19 protein-coding genes are annotated in these 21,320 nt (G+C 31.1%); 8 read left to right on the top strand and 11 right to left on the bottom strand.

From position 1 onward, the window contains the following. Positions 1-5: 5 nt before the first annotated feature. Entirely contained in the window at positions 6-407 is a 402-nt protein-coding gene (locus ACE193_RS18290) for a hypothetical protein (protein ID WP_375559663.1), read from the top strand. A gap of 45 nt (positions 408-452) precedes the next feature. Next, a complete protein-coding gene (locus ACE193_RS18285) occupies positions 453-1,619 on the top strand; it encodes a hypothetical protein (RefSeq protein ID WP_375559662.1) in 1,167 nt (388 codons plus the stop codon). Positions 1,620-1,721: 102 nt separating this feature from the next. Here the strand turns inward: ACE193_RS18285 and ACE193_RS18280 are convergent, their stop codons facing one another. From ACE193_RS18280 to ACE193_RS18270, 3 genes are all read right to left on the bottom strand, one after another. After that, on the bottom strand, positions 1,722-2,555 hold the full coding sequence (locus ACE193_RS18280; protein ID WP_375559661.1) for a site-specific integrase: 834 nt from the start codon (positions 2,553-2,555) through the stop codon (positions 1,722-1,724). An 87-nt stretch (positions 2,556-2,642) separates the two neighbouring features. Further along, positions 2,643-2,873 carry a hypothetical protein gene (locus ACE193_RS18275; protein WP_375559660.1) on the bottom strand — a complete coding sequence of 77 codons (231 nt, stop codon included), beginning with the start codon at positions 2,871-2,873 and terminating at the stop codon, positions 2,643-2,645. Between the two features lie 210 nt (positions 2,874-3,083). Next, positions 3,084-3,542 carry a transposase gene (locus ACE193_RS18270; protein WP_375563370.1) on the bottom strand — a complete coding sequence of 153 codons (459 nt, stop codon included), beginning with the start codon at positions 3,540-3,542 and terminating at the stop codon, positions 3,084-3,086. An 8-nt stretch (positions 3,543-3,550) separates the two neighbouring features. On the opposite strand from ACE193_RS18270, the gene ACE193_RS18265 reads away from it, so the two are divergent. Continuing rightward, positions 3,551-4,672, top strand: a complete 1,122-nt coding sequence (locus ACE193_RS18265) for a transposase (RefSeq protein ID WP_375559008.1) — start codon at positions 3,551-3,553, stop codon at positions 4,670-4,672. Between the two features lie 100 nt (positions 4,673-4,772). On the opposite strand, the gene ACE193_RS18260 is transcribed toward ACE193_RS18265, so the two are convergent. Beyond that, entirely contained in the window at positions 4,773-5,504 is a 732-nt protein-coding gene (locus ACE193_RS18260; protein ID WP_375559659.1) for a hypothetical protein, read from the bottom strand. A gap of 171 nt (positions 5,505-5,675) precedes the next feature. On the opposite strand from ACE193_RS18260, the gene ACE193_RS18255 reads away from it, so the two are divergent. Further along, a complete protein-coding gene (locus ACE193_RS18255) occupies positions 5,676-6,071 on the top strand; it encodes a winged helix-turn-helix transcriptional regulator (protein WP_375559658.1) in 396 nt (131 codons plus the stop codon). 60 nt (positions 6,072-6,131) lie between these two features. Here ACE193_RS18255 and ACE193_RS18250 read toward each other — a convergent pair whose 3' ends face one another. The 3 genes from ACE193_RS18250 to ACE193_RS18240 form a co-directional block, all read right to left on the bottom strand. Further along, positions 6,132-6,485 carry a translation initiation factor gene (locus ACE193_RS18250; protein WP_375559657.1) on the bottom strand — a complete coding sequence of 118 codons (354 nt, stop codon included), beginning with the start codon at positions 6,483-6,485 and terminating at the stop codon, positions 6,132-6,134. Positions 6,486-6,543: 58 nt separating this feature from the next. Beyond that, the gene (gene rlmD / locus ACE193_RS18245; RefSeq protein ID WP_375559656.1) at positions 6,544-7,959 is read right to left on the bottom strand and encodes a 23S rRNA (uracil(1939)-C(5))-methyltransferase RlmD; all 1,416 of its coding nucleotides are present in this window, start codon (positions 7,957-7,959) and stop codon (positions 6,544-6,546) included. A gap of 190 nt (positions 7,960-8,149) precedes the next feature. Beyond that, positions 8,150-8,836, bottom strand: a complete 687-nt coding sequence (locus ACE193_RS18240; RefSeq protein ID WP_375559655.1) for a hypothetical protein — start codon at positions 8,834-8,836, stop codon at positions 8,150-8,152. Positions 8,837-9,171: 335 nt separating this feature from the next. On the opposite strand from ACE193_RS18240, the gene ACE193_RS18235 reads away from it, so the two are divergent. From ACE193_RS18235 to ACE193_RS18225, 3 genes are all read left to right on the top strand, one after another. After that, positions 9,172-10,527 (top strand): hypothetical protein, encoded by a 1,356-nt coding sequence (locus ACE193_RS18235; protein WP_375559654.1) that lies wholly within the window; start codon positions 9,172-9,174, stop codon positions 10,525-10,527. Between the two features lie 60 nt (positions 10,528-10,587). Then, a complete protein-coding gene (locus tag ACE193_RS18230) occupies positions 10,588-10,842 on the top strand; it encodes a hypothetical protein (protein ID WP_375559653.1) in 255 nt (84 codons plus the stop codon). 96 nt (positions 10,843-10,938) lie between these two features. Next, entirely contained in the window at positions 10,939-11,688 is a 750-nt protein-coding gene (locus ACE193_RS18225; protein WP_375559652.1) for a hypothetical protein, read from the top strand. 85 nt (positions 11,689-11,773) lie between these two features. Here the strand turns inward: ACE193_RS18225 and rsmA are convergent, their stop codons facing one another. Continuing rightward, a complete protein-coding gene (rsmA, locus tag ACE193_RS18220; RefSeq protein ID WP_375559651.1) occupies positions 11,774-12,586 on the bottom strand; it encodes a 16S rRNA (adenine(1518)-N(6)/adenine(1519)-N(6))-dimethyltransferase RsmA in 813 nt (270 codons plus the stop codon). Positions 12,587-13,007: 421 nt separating this feature from the next. Here rsmA and ACE193_RS18215 point away from each other — a divergent pair, with 421 nt between their 5' ends. After that, positions 13,008-14,009 (top strand): DMT family transporter, encoded by a 1,002-nt coding sequence (locus tag ACE193_RS18215; protein WP_375559650.1) that lies wholly within the window; start codon positions 13,008-13,010, stop codon positions 14,007-14,009. A 423-nt stretch (positions 14,010-14,432) separates the two neighbouring features. Here ACE193_RS18215 and ACE193_RS18210 read toward each other — a convergent pair whose 3' ends face one another. From ACE193_RS18210 to ACE193_RS18200, 3 genes are all read right to left on the bottom strand, one after another. After that, positions 14,433-14,807, bottom strand: a complete 375-nt coding sequence (locus tag ACE193_RS18210) for a VOC family protein (protein ID WP_375559649.1) — start codon at positions 14,805-14,807, stop codon at positions 14,433-14,435. Positions 14,808-14,836: 29 nt separating this feature from the next. Then, the gene (locus tag ACE193_RS18205; RefSeq protein WP_375559648.1) at positions 14,837-18,679 is read right to left on the bottom strand and encodes a two-component regulator propeller domain-containing protein; all 3,843 of its coding nucleotides are present in this window, start codon (positions 18,677-18,679) and stop codon (positions 14,837-14,839) included. A 178-nt stretch (positions 18,680-18,857) separates the two neighbouring features. After that, positions 18,858-21,116 carry a 7TM diverse intracellular signaling domain-containing protein gene (locus ACE193_RS18200; protein ID WP_375559647.1) on the bottom strand — a complete coding sequence of 753 codons (2,259 nt, stop codon included), beginning with the start codon at positions 21,114-21,116 and terminating at the stop codon, positions 18,858-18,860. Between the last annotated feature and the right edge of the window lie 204 nt (positions 21,117-21,320).

Genomic DNA, 21,320 nt, shown 5'->3' with positions numbered 1-21,320 from the left:
ATACTATGAGCGCAATTACAAATCTTTCAACGACTTCTTTTTTAGACAATGTTAAAAAAGGAATTACAGCTCAAAAACTAAGAGCCGTACACGAACTCATTGATACAGAAATTACTACAAAAACAAGTGAAATTTTAAGACCTATTTCAGTTGTCGGAACTTCTACAAGTTCTATTTTGAATGTAAATAATCCCTACCCAGCAAACACACTTTCCAACATAGTTATTTACAAGCAAATCTATGTAGTAGGAAATGATACGGAAGTAGGCTATCAACAAATAATCCCCACAAAAATCACGAAAAACGTAGCCTTTCAAAACGATAGCTATAAAATTGAAGGACTTGAAGATGGAAAATATCATATTGTTTTCAGTCCAAGTGCAGTATTCACACCTCATACGGTTTAGGAATTATGATAACTTAAAAAACACTTACTTATAAATAATTGAAAAATGGGAGTAATAAAAAATATATCAGATGAGGTTATTATCAATAACGAAAGCGAACTCATCACACCTGCAATAGTACGACAAGTAAATGACGTTATTGATGCACAGGTAGAAGCTGCAAAAACTTCTATTTCTACATTAGAACAAAATATAACTACTTTGAATAGTGGCACAATTCCGAACGGTGGAACAACAGGGCAAGTTTTATCCAAAAAAACGAATACTGATAAAGATGTACATTGGATAGATTCTGCTGGTGGAGGAAATGCTACTGGGGATTATTTGCCTTTGAGTGGTGGTACGATGCAAGGCAATATAGATGGAGGAAGTGTAGAAACTATTGCGTTTGATGATAACATTATAGCAACCTACAAGCCTACATTAGATTTTGAAAATGCCGAAGTAAAAGGCTTTAGTGTCAATTATGCTCGTCAAATTCAAGGTATTCCACAGTTTTTAAAAAATGGCACACAGGCAACTAAACGAATTGATTTAATTCAAGGTAGAGCGTATTTGATTAGTCAATTTAATATTTCACAAGATGGTATATTAGATTTAGAAACAGGACACTATCGTAACTTTCAAAAGAAACCTCTAAAATATATAAAATTCAATATCGAGGATTCTTTGCCTAGCATTGTTGAAGATGGAGATATTCCTCACAAAGCCTATGTAGATAATGCAATTCAAAAGGCAGGTAGTGGTAATTATTTGCCTTTAACTGGAGGAATAATGACTGGAGATATTGACATGAGTGGTGGTTATATTTCAAGAGTAAATGGAATCTCAACGAATGATGAAACACAAGATGCCGTAGCTATTAATTTACAACAGCGTTTTTTTTATTGTCCTAATGGTATTCCTTTTAGTTATCATAGTGATTACTCTGCAAATTTTACAGCTAGAAGCCTTGTAGATAAGAAATATGTAGATGCTCAAAAGCCTAAAAAATTTAAACAAACTTTTGGTGCAACAGGAGCAGACCCAATAGAGCAGCTTGTAACGCATAATTTAGGTACGACAGAAGTATTAGCGATTGTAAGAACAACAGAAGGCTTCATAGAAGTTTATTATCCACATTTGAAGAGCGTAACACCTAATTCTTTTATATTTACAAGACAAGCTGATGCGTCAAGTACCGAGATTACAGTTGTTACATTTACTGATTAGTTTCTATAAAAAGGCTATGTTTGAAAAAATGTAGCTTTTTTTTGTGTATAAGTAAAGGTTACACACAAAATTAAAAAATGGAGCTTAAAAAATATTGCTTAACTATTTGTTACGAAATACTCTATCAAATTCGTCTTTTACTCGCCATTTATCCACAATTTTAGCATAGTGTTTTTCAGTCATTTTATAGGAACGATGACCCATAACTCTACTCACTACATTAATATCAATTCCACTATTTAGGAAAAATGCACCTGATGTAGTTCTCCCTAAATGAGAGTGTAAATGTTTGTCTATTTTGGCTCGGTATGCACAAATACGTATATTTTGGTTATATCTATGATTTACGGTTACTTGTAAATCAAAATTGTATTTTTCCAAAATAGCCATTGGTTGAGGTAAAATAGGTATTTGTTGCAATACATTTGTTTTACCTCGTCTTATGTTTATCCAGTTCCAGTCTTCGCCAAATTCTATATTTTCAGCAAAGTCTAAATTTAAAATTTCATTATAGGCAAGACTTGTATAACATTGCAAAAGGAAAAAATCCCTATCCCTTTCTAAATGTAGCTCATTTTCTGTAAAGGTCAGAGTTGCAAGCTGTTCCATTTCCTCCATTTCTAGATAAACATACTCTTTTACGGAATTGGAATAATGAAAAAATTTATAATTGTCTAAATAATTTTTGTGTACTTTTTCTAAAGAAAAGTCTAAAAAAAATGCTGTTTTTATCTTTGCAATAAATTTTCTTACAAACTCTTCTTTGCAGCGTTCACGCATTTTAGTAGATAAATTTTCTAAGTGCTTAGGTCGGAACGATTCAGCATAAAAAGGTTCACCTATACTTTTACAATACGGAATGAGCCAAACATTACGAAAAGATTTATAAACCTTCATTGTGGCTATACTCCAGTTTTCAGTTTTTTTTCTTTCCACTAATAAATCATAGAGTTCGATAACCGTAATTTTATCAAATCCTTGATTATAAATATTTGCAATATCTTGAATGTGGCTGATACTATCCTAATATTGATTAAACTTACTCGTCAAGTCTGCTCTTAGATTATCTAAGGCATCATTTACAGGCTTTGCATTGATTCCAGTTGCATATTTTCGTTTCCAAAATTTGTCTATTATTCGTATGCCAGTAGAGTATTTTTTGGAACGCATACCATTGTGGGAAATATACCAGTAAATTACTGTTAATCCGTTTTTGGCTTTTTGGTCTTTTCTGAGAGAAAAAACAACATTCATAAATCTGTTTTTTTAAACATATATTATTTTAGGTTTTTATAAAAAAAATGAGTTGCAAATTAACAGTAACCAATATTTTTTTACAGTACACCTAATAGTGTATAACATACATTAGTAGTAATAAAAAGAAAAAGCTAGTAAATAATCATTTACTAGCCTTTATCGCTACTTTTAAGAAGTTGTTTTTGTGTTCTGTGGAGAAAACCAATCCTAACCTTTAGAAAAATTGTTAAAATTTATTCCGTTTCTATCGTAGAGGGTTTTGTTTTTGACACAGGCAAAAATGCGTTGAATAATCTTGTTTCGTAAAGCATTAATGACACTCATTTTATTCTTACCTTCTTCTATTTTTCTTAGGTAATAAGCACTCAATTCTCCTTCTGCTCTGATAGCAGCTAAGGCACACATATGTAAAGCAGTTTTGAGAACTTTATTAGCCATTTTTGATACTCTAGATTTCCCTTTGAATTTTCCAGAAGAGTTTTCAAAAGGCACAACGCCACAATAAGAAGCGAGTTGTTTGGCAGTATCGAATTTAGTAAACCCATCGGTAGCTACTAACAACTGAATGGCTGTTACTTTTCCTACCCCCACTACAGAAGTGGTAAGCCGATTATAGTACTGGACATGAGTTAAATTTTTGACAAAAAAAGGACAGAAAGAGTTAATTTAGAAGTGTGAAAACCAAAAAACTCTATTCCGTCCTGCTGAACAAATATACAAAGGAATTTTCAGATATTCCTATCCATTATGTTCACGCTACTTTGTTGCTTATTAGCTGTATTCTGATAAAAGAAACTGTTAATCTAAACAAATTAAAAAATCAAGTAGGTATTTTTTTAAATTCTCCTACTGTTCAAATTGATTCTCATTATAAACGGCTTACTCGTTATTTTTTGGATGTCTATGTTCAAAAAACACTATGGAAGCTGATTCTAGTTTTTAGTATAGGCTCTTTTTTGAATAGAAAAGACATAAAAAAAGAAATTTTCTATCTAGCTATGGATGGTAGTGTTTGGCAATTAGGGGAATATACCTATCATGTTTTGGTCTTAAGTGTTATTTATAGAAAAATGGCTATTCCTATTTTTTGGATCAATTTAGAACGAAAAGGTAGTTCTACTGTTGCTCATCGTAAAAGTTTATTAGCATCGGCTTTATTGTTATATCCTTTTTTAAAAAGATTTACAATTTTAGCTGATAGAGAGTATAAAGGTAGAGTTTGGTTTAGGTATTTAGAAGAACAAGGATATACTTACATTATTCGTCTTTGTAAGGGAGATTATCAATTAGAAGTTAAAAAATACCACAGCTTACTTAAAAAAGCTAAATCAGGCAAACTAGTAAGCCAAGAATTTGAAACTGACTTTGCAAAAAAACTAAAAATAGTGATTTCTTATAATGCTCAAGCAGCAAAAGAAAGTGAAAAGTTTGTCATTTTATTAACCAACAAATATCGTTTAACAAAGGAGAAAATTAGTGCTATCTATTATCTCAGATGGAAAATAGAGTGTTTATTTAGACATTTGAAAACAAATGGATTTCATTTAGAGGAGTTAGGAATGGTAAACCCAAGAAAAATTCGTGTTCTAATGGCATTAGTAATTGCATCTTTTTTACTCTGTATCTTAGAAGGAGTAAAAACAAAACAAAGAGTAAAAAAAGACAATGAATCCTTTTACGAGTCTGTTTTTAGAATCGGATATGGAAAAGTAGTATTTTATGCTACTTCTATAGACAAAATATTAAAAATAATAACCCAATTAGTGCAAAAATCTAAAACTCAAAATACAACCTAAATTAACACATGTCCAGTACTGTATTGTTCCACAGCTTGTTAATAAAGCCCAACAAGCAAAGACTATAAAAAGATATTTCATATAGTTTTTAGATAGAATTTTACTTCAAAACAGTATTTAATGTTCCGAAAACAGAAGGAGGATAATTTCCGATAAAAGTTTGTGTTGCAGAGCTTCCAGTAAAAGCAGCATCTGAATTTATAGCAATAACTGCTTGTTGGCTTTCATAAACAGTCATTCCTACTACGATATTCGGATTCAAAACAGATTTCCATTGAATTTCTTTTACAAAACCATCTTGTTGAGAAAGTTTTGTAAGAAAAGCATCACGAGCCGTTTCATAATCAGCTTGATTAAAACTTGAATAGGTTGATAAATCTCTGACAGCAATTTCTAGTACTTGTCCTGTTCCTAAAGGTGCTACTGTACCTAAATCTACAGGTTTATACTCGTCAAGTGGTTGAAGAGCTTCAAAAATAATTGGAGTAAATGTAGCAAAAAAGGTCTGTGCTTCTGTGCTGCTAGATAAAGATTGACCCAAAGAATTATAGGTTGCTTCATCTTCATACTGTGTCAGTCCAATATAAACACTATCTAATGACAAATCAGAGCCTAAATAATTAAAGAATGGCTGCACTTCTCTGTCGTTTGAAGTACCTTTTTCTGTCATTAGTTTAGCTACAAAAGTATCTCTTGCAGAAGTGAATTCTGAAATACTCACACCTGTATTGACTCTTCGAATAGCTAATTCAAAAACATCATCGTTTTTGTCGTTTTGAGGAGTGGAATCGTCATCGTCTTTACAACTAGATAATACTAAAAGAGGTAACACAAAAAATAGTGTTAGGACAAAAAAATTACATTTTCTAATCATGAGGAATTTTGTTTTTGGTTTGATTTTATAGTGTAAATTTCTACATTAGTGTTTGCTTTTACAAGTAGTTACATTTTTGTTTTATAGTATAAAAAAAGTAACCATTACTGATAATCAAGTAGTTACAATATGAAAAAAGTTGACATAAATTCAGAACGCTTCGATAATATGGTCGAACAAATTCAAAAATATGGTGGCTGTCCAGTAAGTGCTACCTTAAAAGTGATTGGGGGAAAATGGAAACCTATCATTCTTTATTTTATTTCGGTTGATGTAAATCGGTTCGGACAACTACAAAGAATGATACCCGATTGTAGTAAAAGAATGATGACAACTCAACTAAGAGAACTGGAAAAAGACGGTATCATTCACAGAGAGATTTTTGCAGAAATACCTCCAAAAGTAATATATACTTTGACTGAAAGAGGAGAAAGTTTAAGACCTCTTTTTAGAGAGCTTAGTAAATGGGGAGTTGAAAATGTTTTAATTCCAAAACAAAATGCAGAACAAAACATAAAGGCATAAAAATAGCGCAGACTTTCTAGTCTGCGCTACAATTTTGAATAGAAATACAAAACATCTATTTTACATTCCTTTAAATCCTTTTTCTTTGAGGAAAGATTTTACTTTTTCTAATAATTCGCCTTGAATGATTATTTCTCCGTCTTTAGCAGAACCACCCACGCCACAATGATTTTTGAGTTGTTTGGCTAAATCTTCCAAATCTTCTTTTTTTCCTTCAAAATTTTCTATCAAAACAACACTTTTGCCTTTTCGTTTTTTACGGTCTAGGCTTACTTTAAGTCTTTGTTCTTCGTTGGGAAGTGTTTCAGTTTCCTCTTGTTCTTTAAACTCAAAATCTGGATTTGTGGAAAATACCATTCCTCCACTACTTCCATCTGTTGAAATTCTTTTTTTCTTTTTTTTATCTCTTGCCATAGTTTTTATTAAGTTATGTTCTGACACTTTGGAAATTGTCAGCTACTTTGAAAACAAATTACTTCAATTCCAACAAAACCACATTTTCTACATGATGCGTTTGTGGAAACATATCGACAGGTTGAATTGCTTTTACGCTGTATTTCTCATCTAAAAGTTGCAAATCTCGTGCTTGTGTGGCTGGATTACAACTTACATAAACAATGCGTTTTGCTCCAATTCTCAAAAGCATATTGATTACGTCTGGGTGCATTCCTGCTCTTGGTGGGTCAGTCAAAATTACATCTGGACGAGCGTGTTTATTCAAAAATTCTTCATTCAAAACATCTTTCATATCTCCTGCATAGAAAAGTGTGTTGTCAATTCCATTTAGTTTCGAATTGATTTTTGCATCTTCAATCGCTGGTTCAATATATTCTACTCCAATTACTTGTTTGGCTTGTTTTGCTACAAAATTAGCTATTGTTCCTGTTCCTGTATAAAGGTCATAAACCACTTCTTCGCCTGTAAGCCCAGCAAAATCTCTAGTAATTTTGTATAAATTATAGGCTTGAATAGAATTAGTTTGATAGAATGATTTGGCTTGAATCCTAAACTCTAAGCCTTCCATTGTTTCAGTAATATAATCCTTTCCATCAAAACAAATAATATCCAAATCTTGAAATGTATCATTTCTTTTTGTGTTTACGACATATTGTAAAGACGTAATTTGAGGGAAAGAGTCTTTAATAAATTGCATTAGCTTTTCTACTTCTTCATTGAATGCTGTGGTCTGTAACATAATCATCAAATCATCTGTCGTTTGAGAGTTTCGAATCATCAAATTTCTCAAAAGACCTTCGCAAGCCATTACATTATAAAATTCCAAATCGTGTTCTTTTGCATATTTATTAACAGCCAAACGAATAGAATTTGAAGGCTCGGCTTGTAAATAACACTCATTCAAATCGACAAGTTTGTCATAACGCCCTGGTATATGAAAACCCAATGCACGATTATCAAAATCTTGTCCTGTTGCTATCTGCTCGCTAGTAAGCCAACGACGAGAAGAAAACGTAAACTCTAATTTATTTCTATAAAAAGTAGTATGTTCTGATGCTAAAATAGGAGTTATTTCTGGTAATTCTATTTTTGCTAATCGTTCTAAATTATCTTTGACTTGTTTTTCCTTATAAAAAAGTTGTCTTTCATAGCTCAAATGTTGCCACTTACAACCTCCACAGATTCCAAAATGCTCACAAAAAGGTTCTACTCTTTCATCAGAATAAGAATGGAATTTTACAACTGTTCCTTCCCAGTAGCTTTTTCTTTGTTTGGTAATTCGTAAATCAACTACGTCTTTTGGCACTACACCTGTAACGAAAACAACTCTTCCTTCAGCTTCTTCTGGTCTTGCAATACATTTTCCTTCTGCACCTGCATCAAGAATGACTACGTTTTCTACAATTCGATTTTTATTTTTTCTTCTTCCCATGATTTACTATTCTGATAATATTTTACCTGTATTGCATTGCTGCTAATCAGTACATTTTGGCTATTTTGAATTAATATACAAAGTTAGGAAAAATAAAATAGGTGCATAGTATTCAAATAAAAAAACCATAACTGAGTTAGAGTAAAACTCTCTCAATTATGGAAATTTAAGTAAAAATAGAGTTGAAATATTATTCTGTTTCTTCCTCTTTTTTGTTTTCTATTTTTGAAAAATTAATTATTGTGTATTTATTATCTATTTCTTTAGGCTGTTCATTACTATTAAAATTATGACAAATCGTAATTTGATTGGTATCATTAATTCTAAAAACTCCTTTAATTTCTCTATCTCTATTATAGAAAATCAATCTATATGGACTTTGAGAAGCATCAATTTCGTAATAAAATTGTGTATGCTCTCTACCAGATGCAGATGGAATATTCGAAAACACAGAAGTATTAAGAATTACTGTTTTATTTTCTTTAAAAGTTATATAAGCTCCTCTTCCTCCATAAAATCCTTCCCAATTTCCTACTAATGTTTCCATAAGGATTTCATTTGGAGATTTTATTTTATTGGTTTCTTTTGATTGTTCATTTTCATAAATTATAACAGAAGACTCAGAAGGGTGTTCTGCATCCCACTTTTCCCAACCTAACTCTGTTTGTTTGGCAAGTTCTTTTTCTTCTTGAGTAAGCCCGTTATTGTCTTTCTCCTCTACATTCCATTCTAAATCTTCTGCTGCTACTTCATTAGACTGCGCTTTAACAGAATTGATTTGAAAGAAAGAAAAGAAAGCTACTACAATTAATAAACTAGAGTAATTTAATGATTTAGATAACTTTATTTGTTCTGTTGTTTTATTTGAAGACTTCATAAGATAGTTGATTTTAGTGAAAATAGTTGAAAAAATGCCTGCTAAACTACTATATTATTTTATGATTAGCTGGTACTACTATTAACGGAAAACTATCTGTATAGGTTGCCTTTTTTTATAAAAGACTAAAACGACATCTTTAAATTATGCAATTAATTCCAATAGGATTCACGTCGTAAAATGTTTTTTTAATCCTTTTTATAGTGTTATAATTTGTTGTTTTTTAGCTTATTGATTATATTACGTCGTATTTACTATTTTGAGAACACCTCTTTTTCATCAAAATACAAAATACTTTTGAACTAAATTAGAACCAAATTAAACTATAATTACTTTTGAATACGCCTACTATACTCAAAAAAACAGGGAATTTTACGAATCCCAAAACGTGTCCGAGTTGTCAGCATACTAATTATGTATGGGATGAAGAGGTTCGTTATATGTATTGTTATGACTGTGGAGTAACTTCAGATTTGGCTTTTAATCGTACTCTGAATGAAAGTCTTAAAATAGAGGATTTTCCTTATTATAGTTTTCTTAGAGTAGGACAAATTATTTTTTTAGAAGAAAAAGAGTTCATAATTACGGCACGTTTGCGTTATCGTTCGGTATATAAAGAATATTATACCAGTGATGATGGTTCTGGGTACAGCAATGAAATATGGTATTTTGATACTTATATTTTACGAAATACAAAAGAGGGAAAAGATGAAGTGTATTATTTGAGTGAAGATAAAGAAGGATATTCATTAGGAATGCCTGTTACAGTAGATAAAACAGATGCAGACCCTACTAATTTGGAACTTTTCACTAATTTCTATGAAGGAAGAGCTGATTATAGAGTTACTGAATATGGTTCTTCATTTTTAGAGTTTTTTGAAGGAGAAACAGAAAAAGAAGACCCTTATGCAGTTGGAACACAAATTCATTTTGCTACCTATCAAGAAGGAACATGGAGTTATACTGTTGAACAAGGTGATGGTTGGAAAGAATTTTCGGCAGAAAAGAAAATTTCTAAAGAAGCACTATATAAAGCACTTGAAGGAAATCCCTACATTGATACGTATCAAGAGAGAGATAAAGGTTTTTCTACTATCAGAAAGACAATGGGTGCAGCAGCCGTATTCGCTTTTTTGGTATTTTTAGTTTCTCTTTTTTCTGATGGAACACCTATTTCTACAACAAGAGTAGATACAAAAGATATAGACAAAAAAGAAGGTTATTTATCCAAACCTATCAAAATAGATGATACAGGTACAAACTACAATATTGAATGGAGTGTAAACTTCAAAAGTCCACAAAATCAAGGAATGATGGTGGTTGTAGAGCTTTTAGATAAAGAAAAGAATGTAATCAATGCCGTAGAAAGTGATTTTTGGTACGAAACAGGAGTAGATTCAGAAGGAAGTTGGACAGAATCTGCCACTTCCGAATCTAAATATTTTAAGTTTTTAGAAGAAGGAGATTATTTTGCTCGTATTTATGCCAAAACAGACTCTACCTATTTCACTAAAGTAAATGGTTCTCAAGCTATCGTAAACTTTACAGTCAATGAAGGAGCATTACTTAGTAGATATTTCTTGATGTTAAGTGGTTTTATTACTGTTGTGGCTTTGCTTATTAGCTTTGGCAAAACAGGAAGACAAAGTAAAGAAAAATATATTTATGCAGGAATAAAAGATGAAGAATAATTAATATTCTAATCAAATAAATTATTGCTTGATTCAATTAGTAAAAAACTTATAAAAATTATGTCAATACTTACGAAACTTATCGTTTTTGGTGGATTATTTTTTCTACTTGTTACTACGTATGCAGCCTCAAAAAGCAGTTTAGGATTAAGTACAGCACACGATAAAGACCTCATAAAAGACCTAAACGAAAACTGTCCTGAAAACATGCGTGACCAATGGGGAAATTGTCGTGATAGAACCTATCGCAGTACTTATTATGGAGTATATGTTTTTGGCACAGGAAGATATGGAGGAGGTGCAGGAGGAAAATGATATTCCATACCAATTTACATCAACTAAACTATTACCTATTTGTTGTTACTCAAAACAACGATAAAAGCATCTTAATTTATAAATAATCTTCTAAAAATGTTCAAAATAAAATATCTTTTCATTTTATTATTCGTTACACTCTGCTATTCCTTACAAGCTAAAAATAGTACAACAGATACACTCCAAATAGAAGTAAATAATGCAGCTCCTCGTGTGGGAGATAAAGTAGAAATTATATTTGATATAACATTTCTCAATGACAAAATTGAAGAGCAGTTGCCAAAAGAAGCACAACTTGAAGGAACATCTTCGACTTTTGGAGAAGCAACTGGCAAACTCAAAAAAATAATTACATTCAAAAAAAGTGGCAAATATATAATTGGTCCTTTTCATTTTGAGTTTGAAGGACGAAAAATAATTACAGATTCCATCGAAGTCCAAGTAGCCGAAGCCCTGCCTTTTGAAGCTGGTGTTTGGGTAAGATATGTAGAAACAAAAACTGAAAAATATATTATTGTCGAACAATTATTAGGCAATAAATCAGATTATAAAAAAACAGATAATGGCTTTTCTTATACTGTTGGAGGTGTAAGTGATGAAAATGAACTGGTAGATATTACTCCAAACCCTGCCACAGGATTAGAAATAAGAATGAGAAATGGTATCAGAAATACAAGAAATAAAGATGGAGATGTATTTGCGCCTGGAATGACGTACTCTTTCAAAAAATACTTAATCACTACTACTGATGATTTTAAAGGAACATTCAAACTAAAAGAAAAACACTTAAAAAATGTTCCTAAGAAAACAAAAGTAGAAATAGATGATGTTGAAATAAGTAACTGATAATACAGACTTAAACCTTTCCCACGATGAAAATCATTTTTTTTTATTTAACATTTTTTAGTCTGTTATACAAAATTTGAGTTGATTACTCTTTTTCTGCTTCTCTTTCCCTCTCAAAAATTTGCGCTAACTCAATAAAATCTTGTACAGAAAGCTGTTCGGCTCGTTTACTAAGCATTTCGTTAAGTTCTTCTTTTTCTTTGAAAGCATTTGGGATTCCTAGAGGTTTTAATGCACTTCTCAACATTTTTCGTCGTTGATTAAAACCAAACTTTACAAGTTGAAAAAATAGTTTTTCATTACAATCTAAACTTTCAGTTTCATTTCTTTTTAGACGGATAACGGCAGATTTTACTCGTGGGGGAGGATTAAAAACCTGTTCACTTACCGTAAAACAATATTCAATATCATAATACGCCTGCAATAAAACGCTCAAAATTCCATAGGTTTTATTTCCATGTGGTGATGCAATGCGTTCGGCTACTTCTTTCTGAATCATTCCGACGACTTCAGGAATTTGATTTTTATACTCCAGTACTTTAAAAAAAATCTGTGAAGAAATATTATACGGAAAGTTTCCAATAATTCCGAATTTTCCTTCAAAGAGAGTTTCTAAATCCATCTTCAAAAAATCTTCATTCAGAAGTGTTTTGTCTGTAAAACCTAGATTTTCTTTTAGATATTCTACTGATTCATCATCAATTTCTACTACTGTCAAATCATACTTTTTATCAGTCAAAATAAATTTTGTCAAAACACCTGTTCCTGCACCAATTTCTAACAGGTCTTGATAACTATTGTCTTGCATCTGATTAACAATTTTACGAGCAATATTTTCATCTTTTAAAAAATGTTGCCCTAAATGTTTTTTTGGTTTTACAGGAGAATTTTTTGCCATGCTAGAAGAAATCTATTTGTCTATTTATTTTGATTTAAGTACAAAGATAACAAACATTAAATTAGTTTTTGGATAAATAGCAGTCTAAATAGGGCAGGTTCATAAAAATAAAAACTGTGTGTTCAGTTTAGCTTCGCTGAGGACTACGTCGTACTCAGAACTGAATAAAACGCTTCCTCAGAAGCGTGATTCATACAAATATCACGCTTCTGAGGAAGCGTAAGGTTCGTTTGCTCACAAACGAACACACAAATATTTTTTGAACATACCTAAGCAGTCTCAAGGCTATTTTACATTTTTTCACTCTGAAGAGCAAGCTAGATTTGTAATTAATTAACTATCTTAAATGTACTTGTTTTTGAGAAAGATTTTAGAAATTTGCAGCTTATATATTTTACTACTCTTTTCATTTATTCTTCTTATGAAAACATTAGATTCTACTGTTTCTCCTGCTTCAGTTTTAGATTATTTCAAACTGCATTTTATTGTACTTATATGGGGTTTTACGGCTATTTTGGGCAAATGGCTTACTATTCCTGCTGTCGAAACGGTTTTATATAGGACACTTATTGCAGCAATTATTTTGGCTTTTGTCGTAAAGCGAAGTGAATGGAAAATTTCCGGAAAATTTATTTTTCAATTACTTTTTACAGGAATGATTGTAGGAGCGCATTGGATTACATTTTTTGCAGCAGCAAAAGTAGCCAATGTTTCTATTTGTTTGATCGGACTTTCTACGGCTTCACTTTGGACGGCTTTTATCGAACCTCTTTTTAATAAGAAAAAAATAAAATTATATGAAGTGGCTTTAGGACTTGTCATTATTTTTGGCTTGTATATAATTATGAGAGCTGATTTGGATAGTGATATGACTTTGGGACTTATTTTAGGAATCATTTCTGCTGTTTTGGCTGCTCTTTTTTCTACTATTAATGGAAAATTTACTCATCTTGCCGAACCCAACACCATTACTGTTTTGGAAATGAGTGGTGCAGCTATCGGAATTATTTTCTTTCTACCTTTTTATTCTACTTATTTTACTGGAGGGGAGGGAATTGATATGGTTTTGAAAAATAATACTCTGTATTTTAAGGAAGGAAGTTGGTTTTTTGATGTTGTAAACTCAATACATCTTACTACTGACATAGTAATGGTTTTTGTTCTTGCTATTATTTGTACTGTATATACATATTCTGTAAGTATCGAACTTTTGCGAAGAATGACTGTTTTTGTAACCAATCTTACTATCAATTTAGAACCTGTCTATGGAATAGTTTTGGCAGCCATTTTCTTTAATGAACACGAAAAAATGGATTCTAATTTTTATATTGGTGCAGCAATTATCTTGCTTTCTGTTCTTTCCTACCCTGTTTTTAATTATGTAAATAAGAGAATGAAGAAGAAAAAACAAATATTAGTTTAACCAAATAGTATTGTAATCTATTAGGTTAATTGCACCTAAAAAATTAACCCAATAAGCTAAAAGAAATGCTTGTTTGACAATTTTTGCACCTTATTGATTTTATTCGAATTTTGAATATTGACGGTCGTCAGTGGGGATACCATAGCCGTAAGGCTATTGAGAAATTTTGATGTTTACTCCGTTAGGAGTTGTATGTTGGTAGCATTTTTTGTGTTGGACATCTTAGAATACTACCAATATGTAGTTCCTAACAGAACAGAATACATTTTTTCACTTCTTTTTTCTACCAATATAAAGTTCCTAACGGAACACCTGAAGTGTAACGAAAACAGCGAAGCTAAAAAATTATGATTTTGAAATATATACTGAAAACAAGAGAAATTGACTACAAATGGTCTGCTCTACAAGACTGACCTATACATATTATATTCGCCAAGGTGGATTTAGTCTGTTTTCTCCTCCATAAAATAGAATAATCTGATTTCCATCTACATCTTGTAGGCGAGCTTCTTTCCACAACCATCTTTTTTCAGTAGGTAATTCATCAAATTGAATTCCTTTTTTGAGTAATGATTCTACATGTTCATCAAGGTTTTGACATTCAAAATAAACATAAATACCTTCTCCAATGGGAAGTTTTTCTGTTTGATGAATAGAAAAGGTTGATTTTCCGTCTGGACATTCGAATCTTGCATAATGAGGCAAAGATTCCACAATTAGTTTTAATCCTAATTTTTGATAAAATGGAACAGATTTACTCAAATCCAATGAAGGAATTGTAACTTGATTTAGATTCATAAATAACTATTTTATAGCTAGTAGATTTTTCACAATCTGATTCCTAAAAGAGTAATATCATCACGTTGAGGAGCTGTACGCTGATGTTGCTCTAATAAAAGCTCTAACTCTTGTTTTTGTTTGTCTGTTGGAAGGTCGGCTACTTTTTCTAGTTGTTCTATTATTGTATTCGAACCCACCTTTTGTCCTTGTAAATCGGCTTGGTCTGCAAAACCATCACTCATCATATAAATCATAGATTTATTAGATAGTATAAATGTTGTTTCTTTGAAGGTATTACTACGTTGCTTGCTTCTACGTCCACCAATAGACATTCTATCACCTTTTAATTTGATAATTTGATGATTTTCCACGTAATACATAGCTTGTTTAGCTCCTGCAAATGTTATTTTGTTTCCTTCTTCTGTTTTATCCAAACAAAAAATAGAAATATCCATTCCATCATCATTTTTTGCTTTTTCTTGTTGAAGGGCAGCACGCACATCTTCATGTAATTTTTCTAAAATAGCAGCAGGAGAAAAAATACGTTCGATAGTAACAATTTCATTCAAGAGTGCATTTCCTATCATAGACATAAATCCACCTGGTACGCCATGTCCTGTACAATCGACAATAGCTACAAATGTTTTTCCTTTATAGTTTACTGTCCAATAAAAATCTCCACTTACAATATCTTTTGGTTTAAAGATTACAAAATATTCATCAAAAAGCCTGTTCATTGCTTCTGGTGTAGGCAAAACAGCTTGTTGAATAGTGAGTGCATAACGAATTGAATCAGTAATATTTCTATTTTTTTCTTGAATAATTTCATACGATTTGGCATTGCTTTGTGCAATAGAAATATAGGCTGCTAGAGCTTCTAAAATTACAATATCTTCTTTTGTATAAGCATTTTTTTTGAATGACTGTACAGTAATTACCCCAACCGTTTTTTCATCAATGACTAAAGGAACATAAATAAGTGATTTGGGCATTTTGCCTATATCTAAATATTTTAGTTGTTCATTTTGAGCAAAATACTCTTCTAAGTCATTTATCAAAATAGATTTTTTCTTAGTAAAACTCTGTATAGAAAGACGATTGACTTGAGAAAGAGAATCACTGTGAGCAGGAAGTAATTCTCCATGTTCTATATAATTTCTAAATTCAATTTTATTATCTTCTTCTTTGTGCATTCCTATTCCAAAACCTTCTGCTGGCATAATGGCCAAAATATTTTGATAAATAGTTTGTACAAGTGTATCTGTTTGAAGTTTGGCAGTAATTTTTTGTCCGATTTCTCCTACCTTATGAATTTGTTGATAAGATTCTGTAATCGCTTGACGTTGCTCTTCGATTCTATCTCTTTGTGATTCTATCTCTTCTTTTTGTTGATTAATTTCTGCTGTACGTTGCTGTACTGTTTCTTCTAATTTAAAATTTTGTCTTTTGATTCTTCCTACTTGATAGCGATACGCCAACCATACCAAAATCAAAAATAAGGCAACCAAAGCTATCCAAAAATAAACTGTTTGATAAAAAAGAGGTTTTATTTTAAATTTAACGGTCGCTATTTCTTCACTCCAAACGCCATCATTATTAGCAGCCATTACCTCAAAAGTATATTCTTTTGGAGCAAGTCCTGTGTAAAGTGCATCTCGTTCATTGATTACCTCTATCCAGTCATCATCAAAACCTTTCAAACGGTATTTGAAGTGCATATCAGAAGGCGAAATTAGGCTAAGTCCTGTAAAATGAAATGTAATACGTCTTACTCCTGCTTTTACAGCTATTTTTTCATCTTTTAAAGATGGAAAGTTATAATTGATACTATCTACTGCCATATTGAGAATATAAACAGGAGGAGGAATCGAATTTTTAGATATTTTTTCAGGGTTAATCATCGATAGACCTCCAATAGTTGGAAACCACATTCTTCCTTGACTATCTTTTAAAAAATGTACAGCTCCTGTACACTCTTCTTCTTTCATTCCATCACTTCTATCAAACATCTCTGTTTTTAAGTCTGTTCTTTTTCCTTCAAAATATTCTGTAACAGAACTTCTATCTATTCGTACAACACCTGAAGAAGAAGAAAGCCATAAATCAGTAGCATTATCTTCACGAATATCAAAAACGGCATCGACAGGAAATCCAGAAGAAGGGCTAAAAATATGTATTTTGTTTACATCAGTAGGTGAAATAGCTACTAATCCAGAATTTGCACATATCCAAAGTATTTTTTTTGAATCATAGCGAGCAGAAAAAGCTAAATTAGAGGGCAAACCTTCTGTTTGTGTATAAATTTTACTTACTTTTCTAGTTTTTAGATTAATAATATTTACACCAGCATCATTCATAGAAACAATCAGTTTACCATCTTGAGTTGGTTCTATTCCCATTATGAAATTAGAAGTCAGTCCATCTTCTTTTGTAAAAGGTATCCATTTTTGGTCAGAGGGTAAGTATTCATTGAGTCCACCACCACGAGTTCCTACCCAAATACTTCCATTTATAGTTTGTGTAATTATTCGTACTTGATTATCTGTAAGCCCATCAGCAGTTGTAAAAAGCCTTTCTGTTCCATCAGAAGAAATTCGTAATATTCCTGCATACGAACCTACCCAAATATTTCCTTCTCTATCTTTAAAAATATTTCTTAAACGATCGGTTGAAAGTGTTTTATTGAGTGAGTATATGCCTACATTTTGATTTTTGATAGTGTTAATAATTCCTGCGTCTGAGCCTACCCAATACGTATTTTTTTCTATTTCTTGTACTGAACTAACCGAAACAGAAGCCAACCCCTGTTGAACAGTATAATTAACAAACTTTCCATCTTTCAGACGAATAAGTCCTGCTCTATACATCGCCAGCCACAGATTTCCTTCTCTATCTATGCTGATATTCATTACATTATTGTGAGGTAATCCATTTTCAGTATTCAAAACTTCATACTGCTTAGTTATGGGATTCCTTCTATACAATCCTGTGCTGGTAGCAAACCAAATACTACCCTCTTTATCTTCTATAATATCATTAATGGTAACTCCTTCTAATTCTTTTATAATTTCAGACTTTCCATTTTGGATACGATTTACTCCATTAATTGTACCTACCCAAAGTGTCTTGTTTTTGTCTAGTAAAAGTCCTGTAATTACATCATTTACCAACAAACCATTTTCTACATTGTATCTTTCTACAATTTCGTTTTGATAAGAAAATAAGCCTTTTCCTTCTGTTCCTATCCATACAGTACTATTAGCTCCACTTTCTCCATATTGAAGTTCATTAATAGAAATAGAGTTGATTTCAGAAATAGTTTTAAAAGGCGTAAACACCCCCTCTTTATAAATCATTATTCCATTCCCTCTTGTTCCTATCCACAAGCCTTCTTCTCTAACTTTTAAAATAGATTCAATAGAATAATCTGGAAAATTTCCTTTTGTCGTTTCAGATGTATAAAAATTAAAATTATGGTCTTTTTGTACCATCAATCCACTTCCATGTGTACCTATCCAAAGCGAATCGTCTTTAGTTTGATATAGACAAGAAATTGAACTATTAGTAAGATACGGAAGATTCTTTTTATCAAAAATTTTGAATTCTGCGCCATCAAAACGTATTAGACCATTATAAGTACTAGCCCAAATAAATCCATCTTTTGATTGATAAACATAGTTGAGTGTATTGGTAGGAAGTCCATTTCTAGTTGTCCATTGGTCTAATATATATTGCGAAATTTGCTTTTTTGGGTCTAAAGCAAAACCAATAGTTGAGGAAAGGGCATAAAAAAACAAACCTAAAAATAATGTAATGGGGAGTACAAAATTAGTAGAGCTATAAAACCATTTGGGGAAATAGATATAGTTAAAAGGTTTTTTTGATATCACTTTGGAATTATTCAACTGACAAATTCAAAGAAGAAATAATAATTTTGTTGTAATTTAAAACTAAGTTAATAAAATCTAATCAATTTTAGTAACCTTTTCGATTAAAAATCATAAAACCCTGTAAATAAGTGAGAATAAGAAAAAACAGATAACTTTTTAGGTACTTTATCAATCGTTTTTATTTCAAACGCAATCCCATGACAAGAATATCGTCGGTTTGTTCTATGCTTCCTTTCCAATTATCAATGGTAGATTCTATGGTACGTTTTTGTAATGGACTATCATAAGTTATGATTTCGGTAAGCAATTCTCGTACTCGTTTTTTCATAAATTTTTTATTATTTTTTTCTCCAAATTGGTCTTGCAAACCATCAGAAAGCATATAAAAATCAGTTTGTTCTCTAATTTCTAATGTATGTAGCAAAAAATTTACGTCTTCTTGATATGTATTACCTCCAATACTTTTTCGCTCTCCTTTTATTTCTTTAAACCCCTTACTATCAAATAGATATACTGAATTTCTTGCACTTGCAATTTGTACAGTATAATTTTTATTTTCAATATCATTTCCTTTTTTTTCTATACACATCAAACTTCCATCGATGCTATCTTGATTTTTTGTTTCATTTTGTTTGAGTGAATACTGAATAGATTTATGAAGTTCTGCTAAAATTTTTTCTGGAGAAATAATTTTTTTATGGACTACAATTTCATTCAGTAATTCATTTGCTACTAATGCCATAAATGCTCCTGGCACACCATGTCCTGTACAATCAAAAGCACCTAAGAAGCGTTTTTCTCCTAATTCTAAAAACCAATAAAAATCTCCTGAAACAACTTGTAATGGACGAAAAACAACAAAACTATCTAAAAATGAAGTTCTAATTTCATCTAAACTTGGCAAAGTAGCTTGTTGAATGCGCTGTGCATACGCAATACTGGATGTAATTTGTGTATTTTGTTCTTCTACTCTATTTATGGTATAACGCAGGGTTTCGTTAGTGGTATCTAGCTCTTCGACGATTTGCTCTAACTCTGTATTTTTTTCTGAAATCTCGGCTGTTCTTTGCTTTACTTTGCCTTCTAATTCTTTATTTTTTTGTTCTATCACATATTTTATTTCTTCTGCTTTTATACGTTCTAGTCTTTCTTTATCAATAGATTGTTCGGTTACTTGTTTTCTTAATAAATTAATTCTTGAAGCTAAAGCCAATGAAAACAAAATAATTTGTGCAGCCACTCCTATTTCTAATGAAGAATTAGTAAACCAGTTAGAAGGTACAAGGTGAAATATATCTGCAATATTAATGATTGCAAAAACACATAAGACAAGATTAGCTACAAAAAACTGTTTGGCTAATAACTTTTTCCTAAAAAACACAATCGTTGAAAAGAAAAGAAGAGAAAGAGTAGTGATTAAATGCAGTGTAGTAGCATACATATAAACGCTTTGTTCAATAAAAATAATGTACAAAACAGCAGCTATGACATTCAAAATTATGACACCAATAAAATATCTATTCCATTTTGGAAAATTTTTATCCATTGAAAAATAACTTTGCGTAAATTTTATCCAAAAAATAGCAGTTATGAAAGCTGAAGTATAATTGACAATACGATTCAATTCAGAGTCATAACTCAACTGTCCCCAAAAGGCAACTGATTTTAATGTTGGAAGTGTATAAAAATAAATACCTACAAAAAAAATAGCAATACAATAATAGAGATATGACCTATCTTTTATCAAAAAGAATAAAATTAGATTATAAATACACATTGATAAAATAATGGTATAAATAATACTATTGGTGGCTAGATTTTTAGCAAAAAAATTGTGTGCTGCGTCCTTTCGAAAGATTATAAAAGTCTGTTTGTAACCTCCGTGTTCGACAGAGTTATCAGAAGGAATTACACGTACATATAAAATACTTTCTCCTTTTCGTAGTGAAAAAGTCGTAGAATAATAATTAGGAACAGAATTTTGTAAAGAGTCTTTGTAATATAAGCCGAATCGTTTTTCTCTGTACGAATCATCTACTTGAGGGATATAAAGTTTGATTTGAAAACCATTTTCAACTTGCAAAAACCACTCACTAATTTCTTTATATTCACTTTTGAGAGGAATTCGAAACCATGTAGCTTTATGAGGAGGCAAAAGTATCTTCTTACCATCGACAAGATAAGGAAGAAAAGCAGATTTATGTTGAATAGAATCACCAAATGTAATATTCAAATCTGTGGTACAATAGGTTATGGCTTCATCAAAACGATAGGTAGTTTTGTGTTGTTCAAGAATTAATATATTTGTAGTATCTTTTTTTGTTTTCTCTTCTTGATTTTTATTTTGAGCATAGCTTTCAGATGGTTTGAGTATAACTATCAAACCCATTAATAACGTAATAAATAAACAAAAAAACTTAAATATATCCTTTTTCATAAAGTAGATAATTGTATTTTCATTCAAATATAGTGTTTATTGTTCAAAATAAATAAACTTAAAAAGCATACTACTAGACATTTTTCAAATAAATAGATCAATCTCAACGTATAGCTTCTCTACTAAAACTAAAAACAGGAAAAATTACAAATGGTCTGCTCTATTAGACTAACCTATACTGCAATTATTAAAAATATCGGCTCT

This window comes from Bernardetia aquimarina, from assembly GCF_042180575.1.
In the GTDB taxonomy this organism is placed as follows: domain Bacteria; phylum Bacteroidota; class Bacteroidia; order Cytophagales; family Bernardetiaceae; genus Bernardetia.
The sequence above is the reverse complement of the archived record's forward strand: the minus strand, read 5'-3'. Positions and strand labels throughout refer to the sequence as shown.

Bases quoted from the DNA above. Each gene is read 5' to 3' on its own strand.
- ACE193_RS18290 (WP_375559663.1), top strand. From the start codon at position 6: ATGAGCGCAATTACAAATCTTTCAACGACTTCTTTTTTAGACAATGTT.
- ACE193_RS18285 (WP_375559662.1), top strand. From the start codon at position 453: ATGGGAGTAATAAAAAATATATCAGATGAGGTTATTATCAATAACGAA.
- ACE193_RS18275 (WP_375559660.1), bottom strand. From the start codon at position 2,873: ATGAATGTTGTTTTTTCTCTCAGAAAAGACCAAAAAGCCAAAAACGGA.
- ACE193_RS18255 (WP_375559658.1), top strand. From the start codon at position 5,676: ATGAAAAAAGTTGACATAAATTCAGAACGCTTCGATAATATGGTCGAA.
- ACE193_RS18250 (WP_375559657.1), bottom strand. From the start codon at position 6,485: ATGGCAAGAGATAAAAAAAAGAAAAAAAGAATTTCAACAGATGGAAGT.
- rlmD (WP_375559656.1), bottom strand. From the start codon at position 7,959: ATGGGAAGAAGAAAAAATAAAAATCGAATTGTAGAAAACGTAGTCATT.
- ACE193_RS18240 (WP_375559655.1), bottom strand. From the start codon at position 8,836: ATGAAGTCTTCAAATAAAACAACAGAACAAATAAAGTTATCTAAATCA.
- ACE193_RS18230 (WP_375559653.1), top strand. From the start codon at position 10,588: ATGTCAATACTTACGAAACTTATCGTTTTTGGTGGATTATTTTTTCTA.
- ACE193_RS18225 (WP_375559652.1), top strand. From the start codon at position 10,939: ATGTTCAAAATAAAATATCTTTTCATTTTATTATTCGTTACACTCTGC.
- rsmA (WP_375559651.1), bottom strand. From the start codon at position 12,586: ATGGCAAAAAATTCTCCTGTAAAACCAAAAAAACATTTAGGGCAACAT.
- ACE193_RS18215 (WP_375559650.1), top strand. From the start codon at position 13,008: ATGAAAACATTAGATTCTACTGTTTCTCCTGCTTCAGTTTTAGATTAT.
- ACE193_RS18210 (WP_375559649.1), bottom strand. From the start codon at position 14,807: ATGAATCTAAATCAAGTTACAATTCCTTCATTGGATTTGAGTAAATCT.
- ACE193_RS18200 (WP_375559647.1), bottom strand. From the start codon at position 21,116: ATGAAAAAGGATATATTTAAGTTTTTTTGTTTATTTATTACGTTATTA.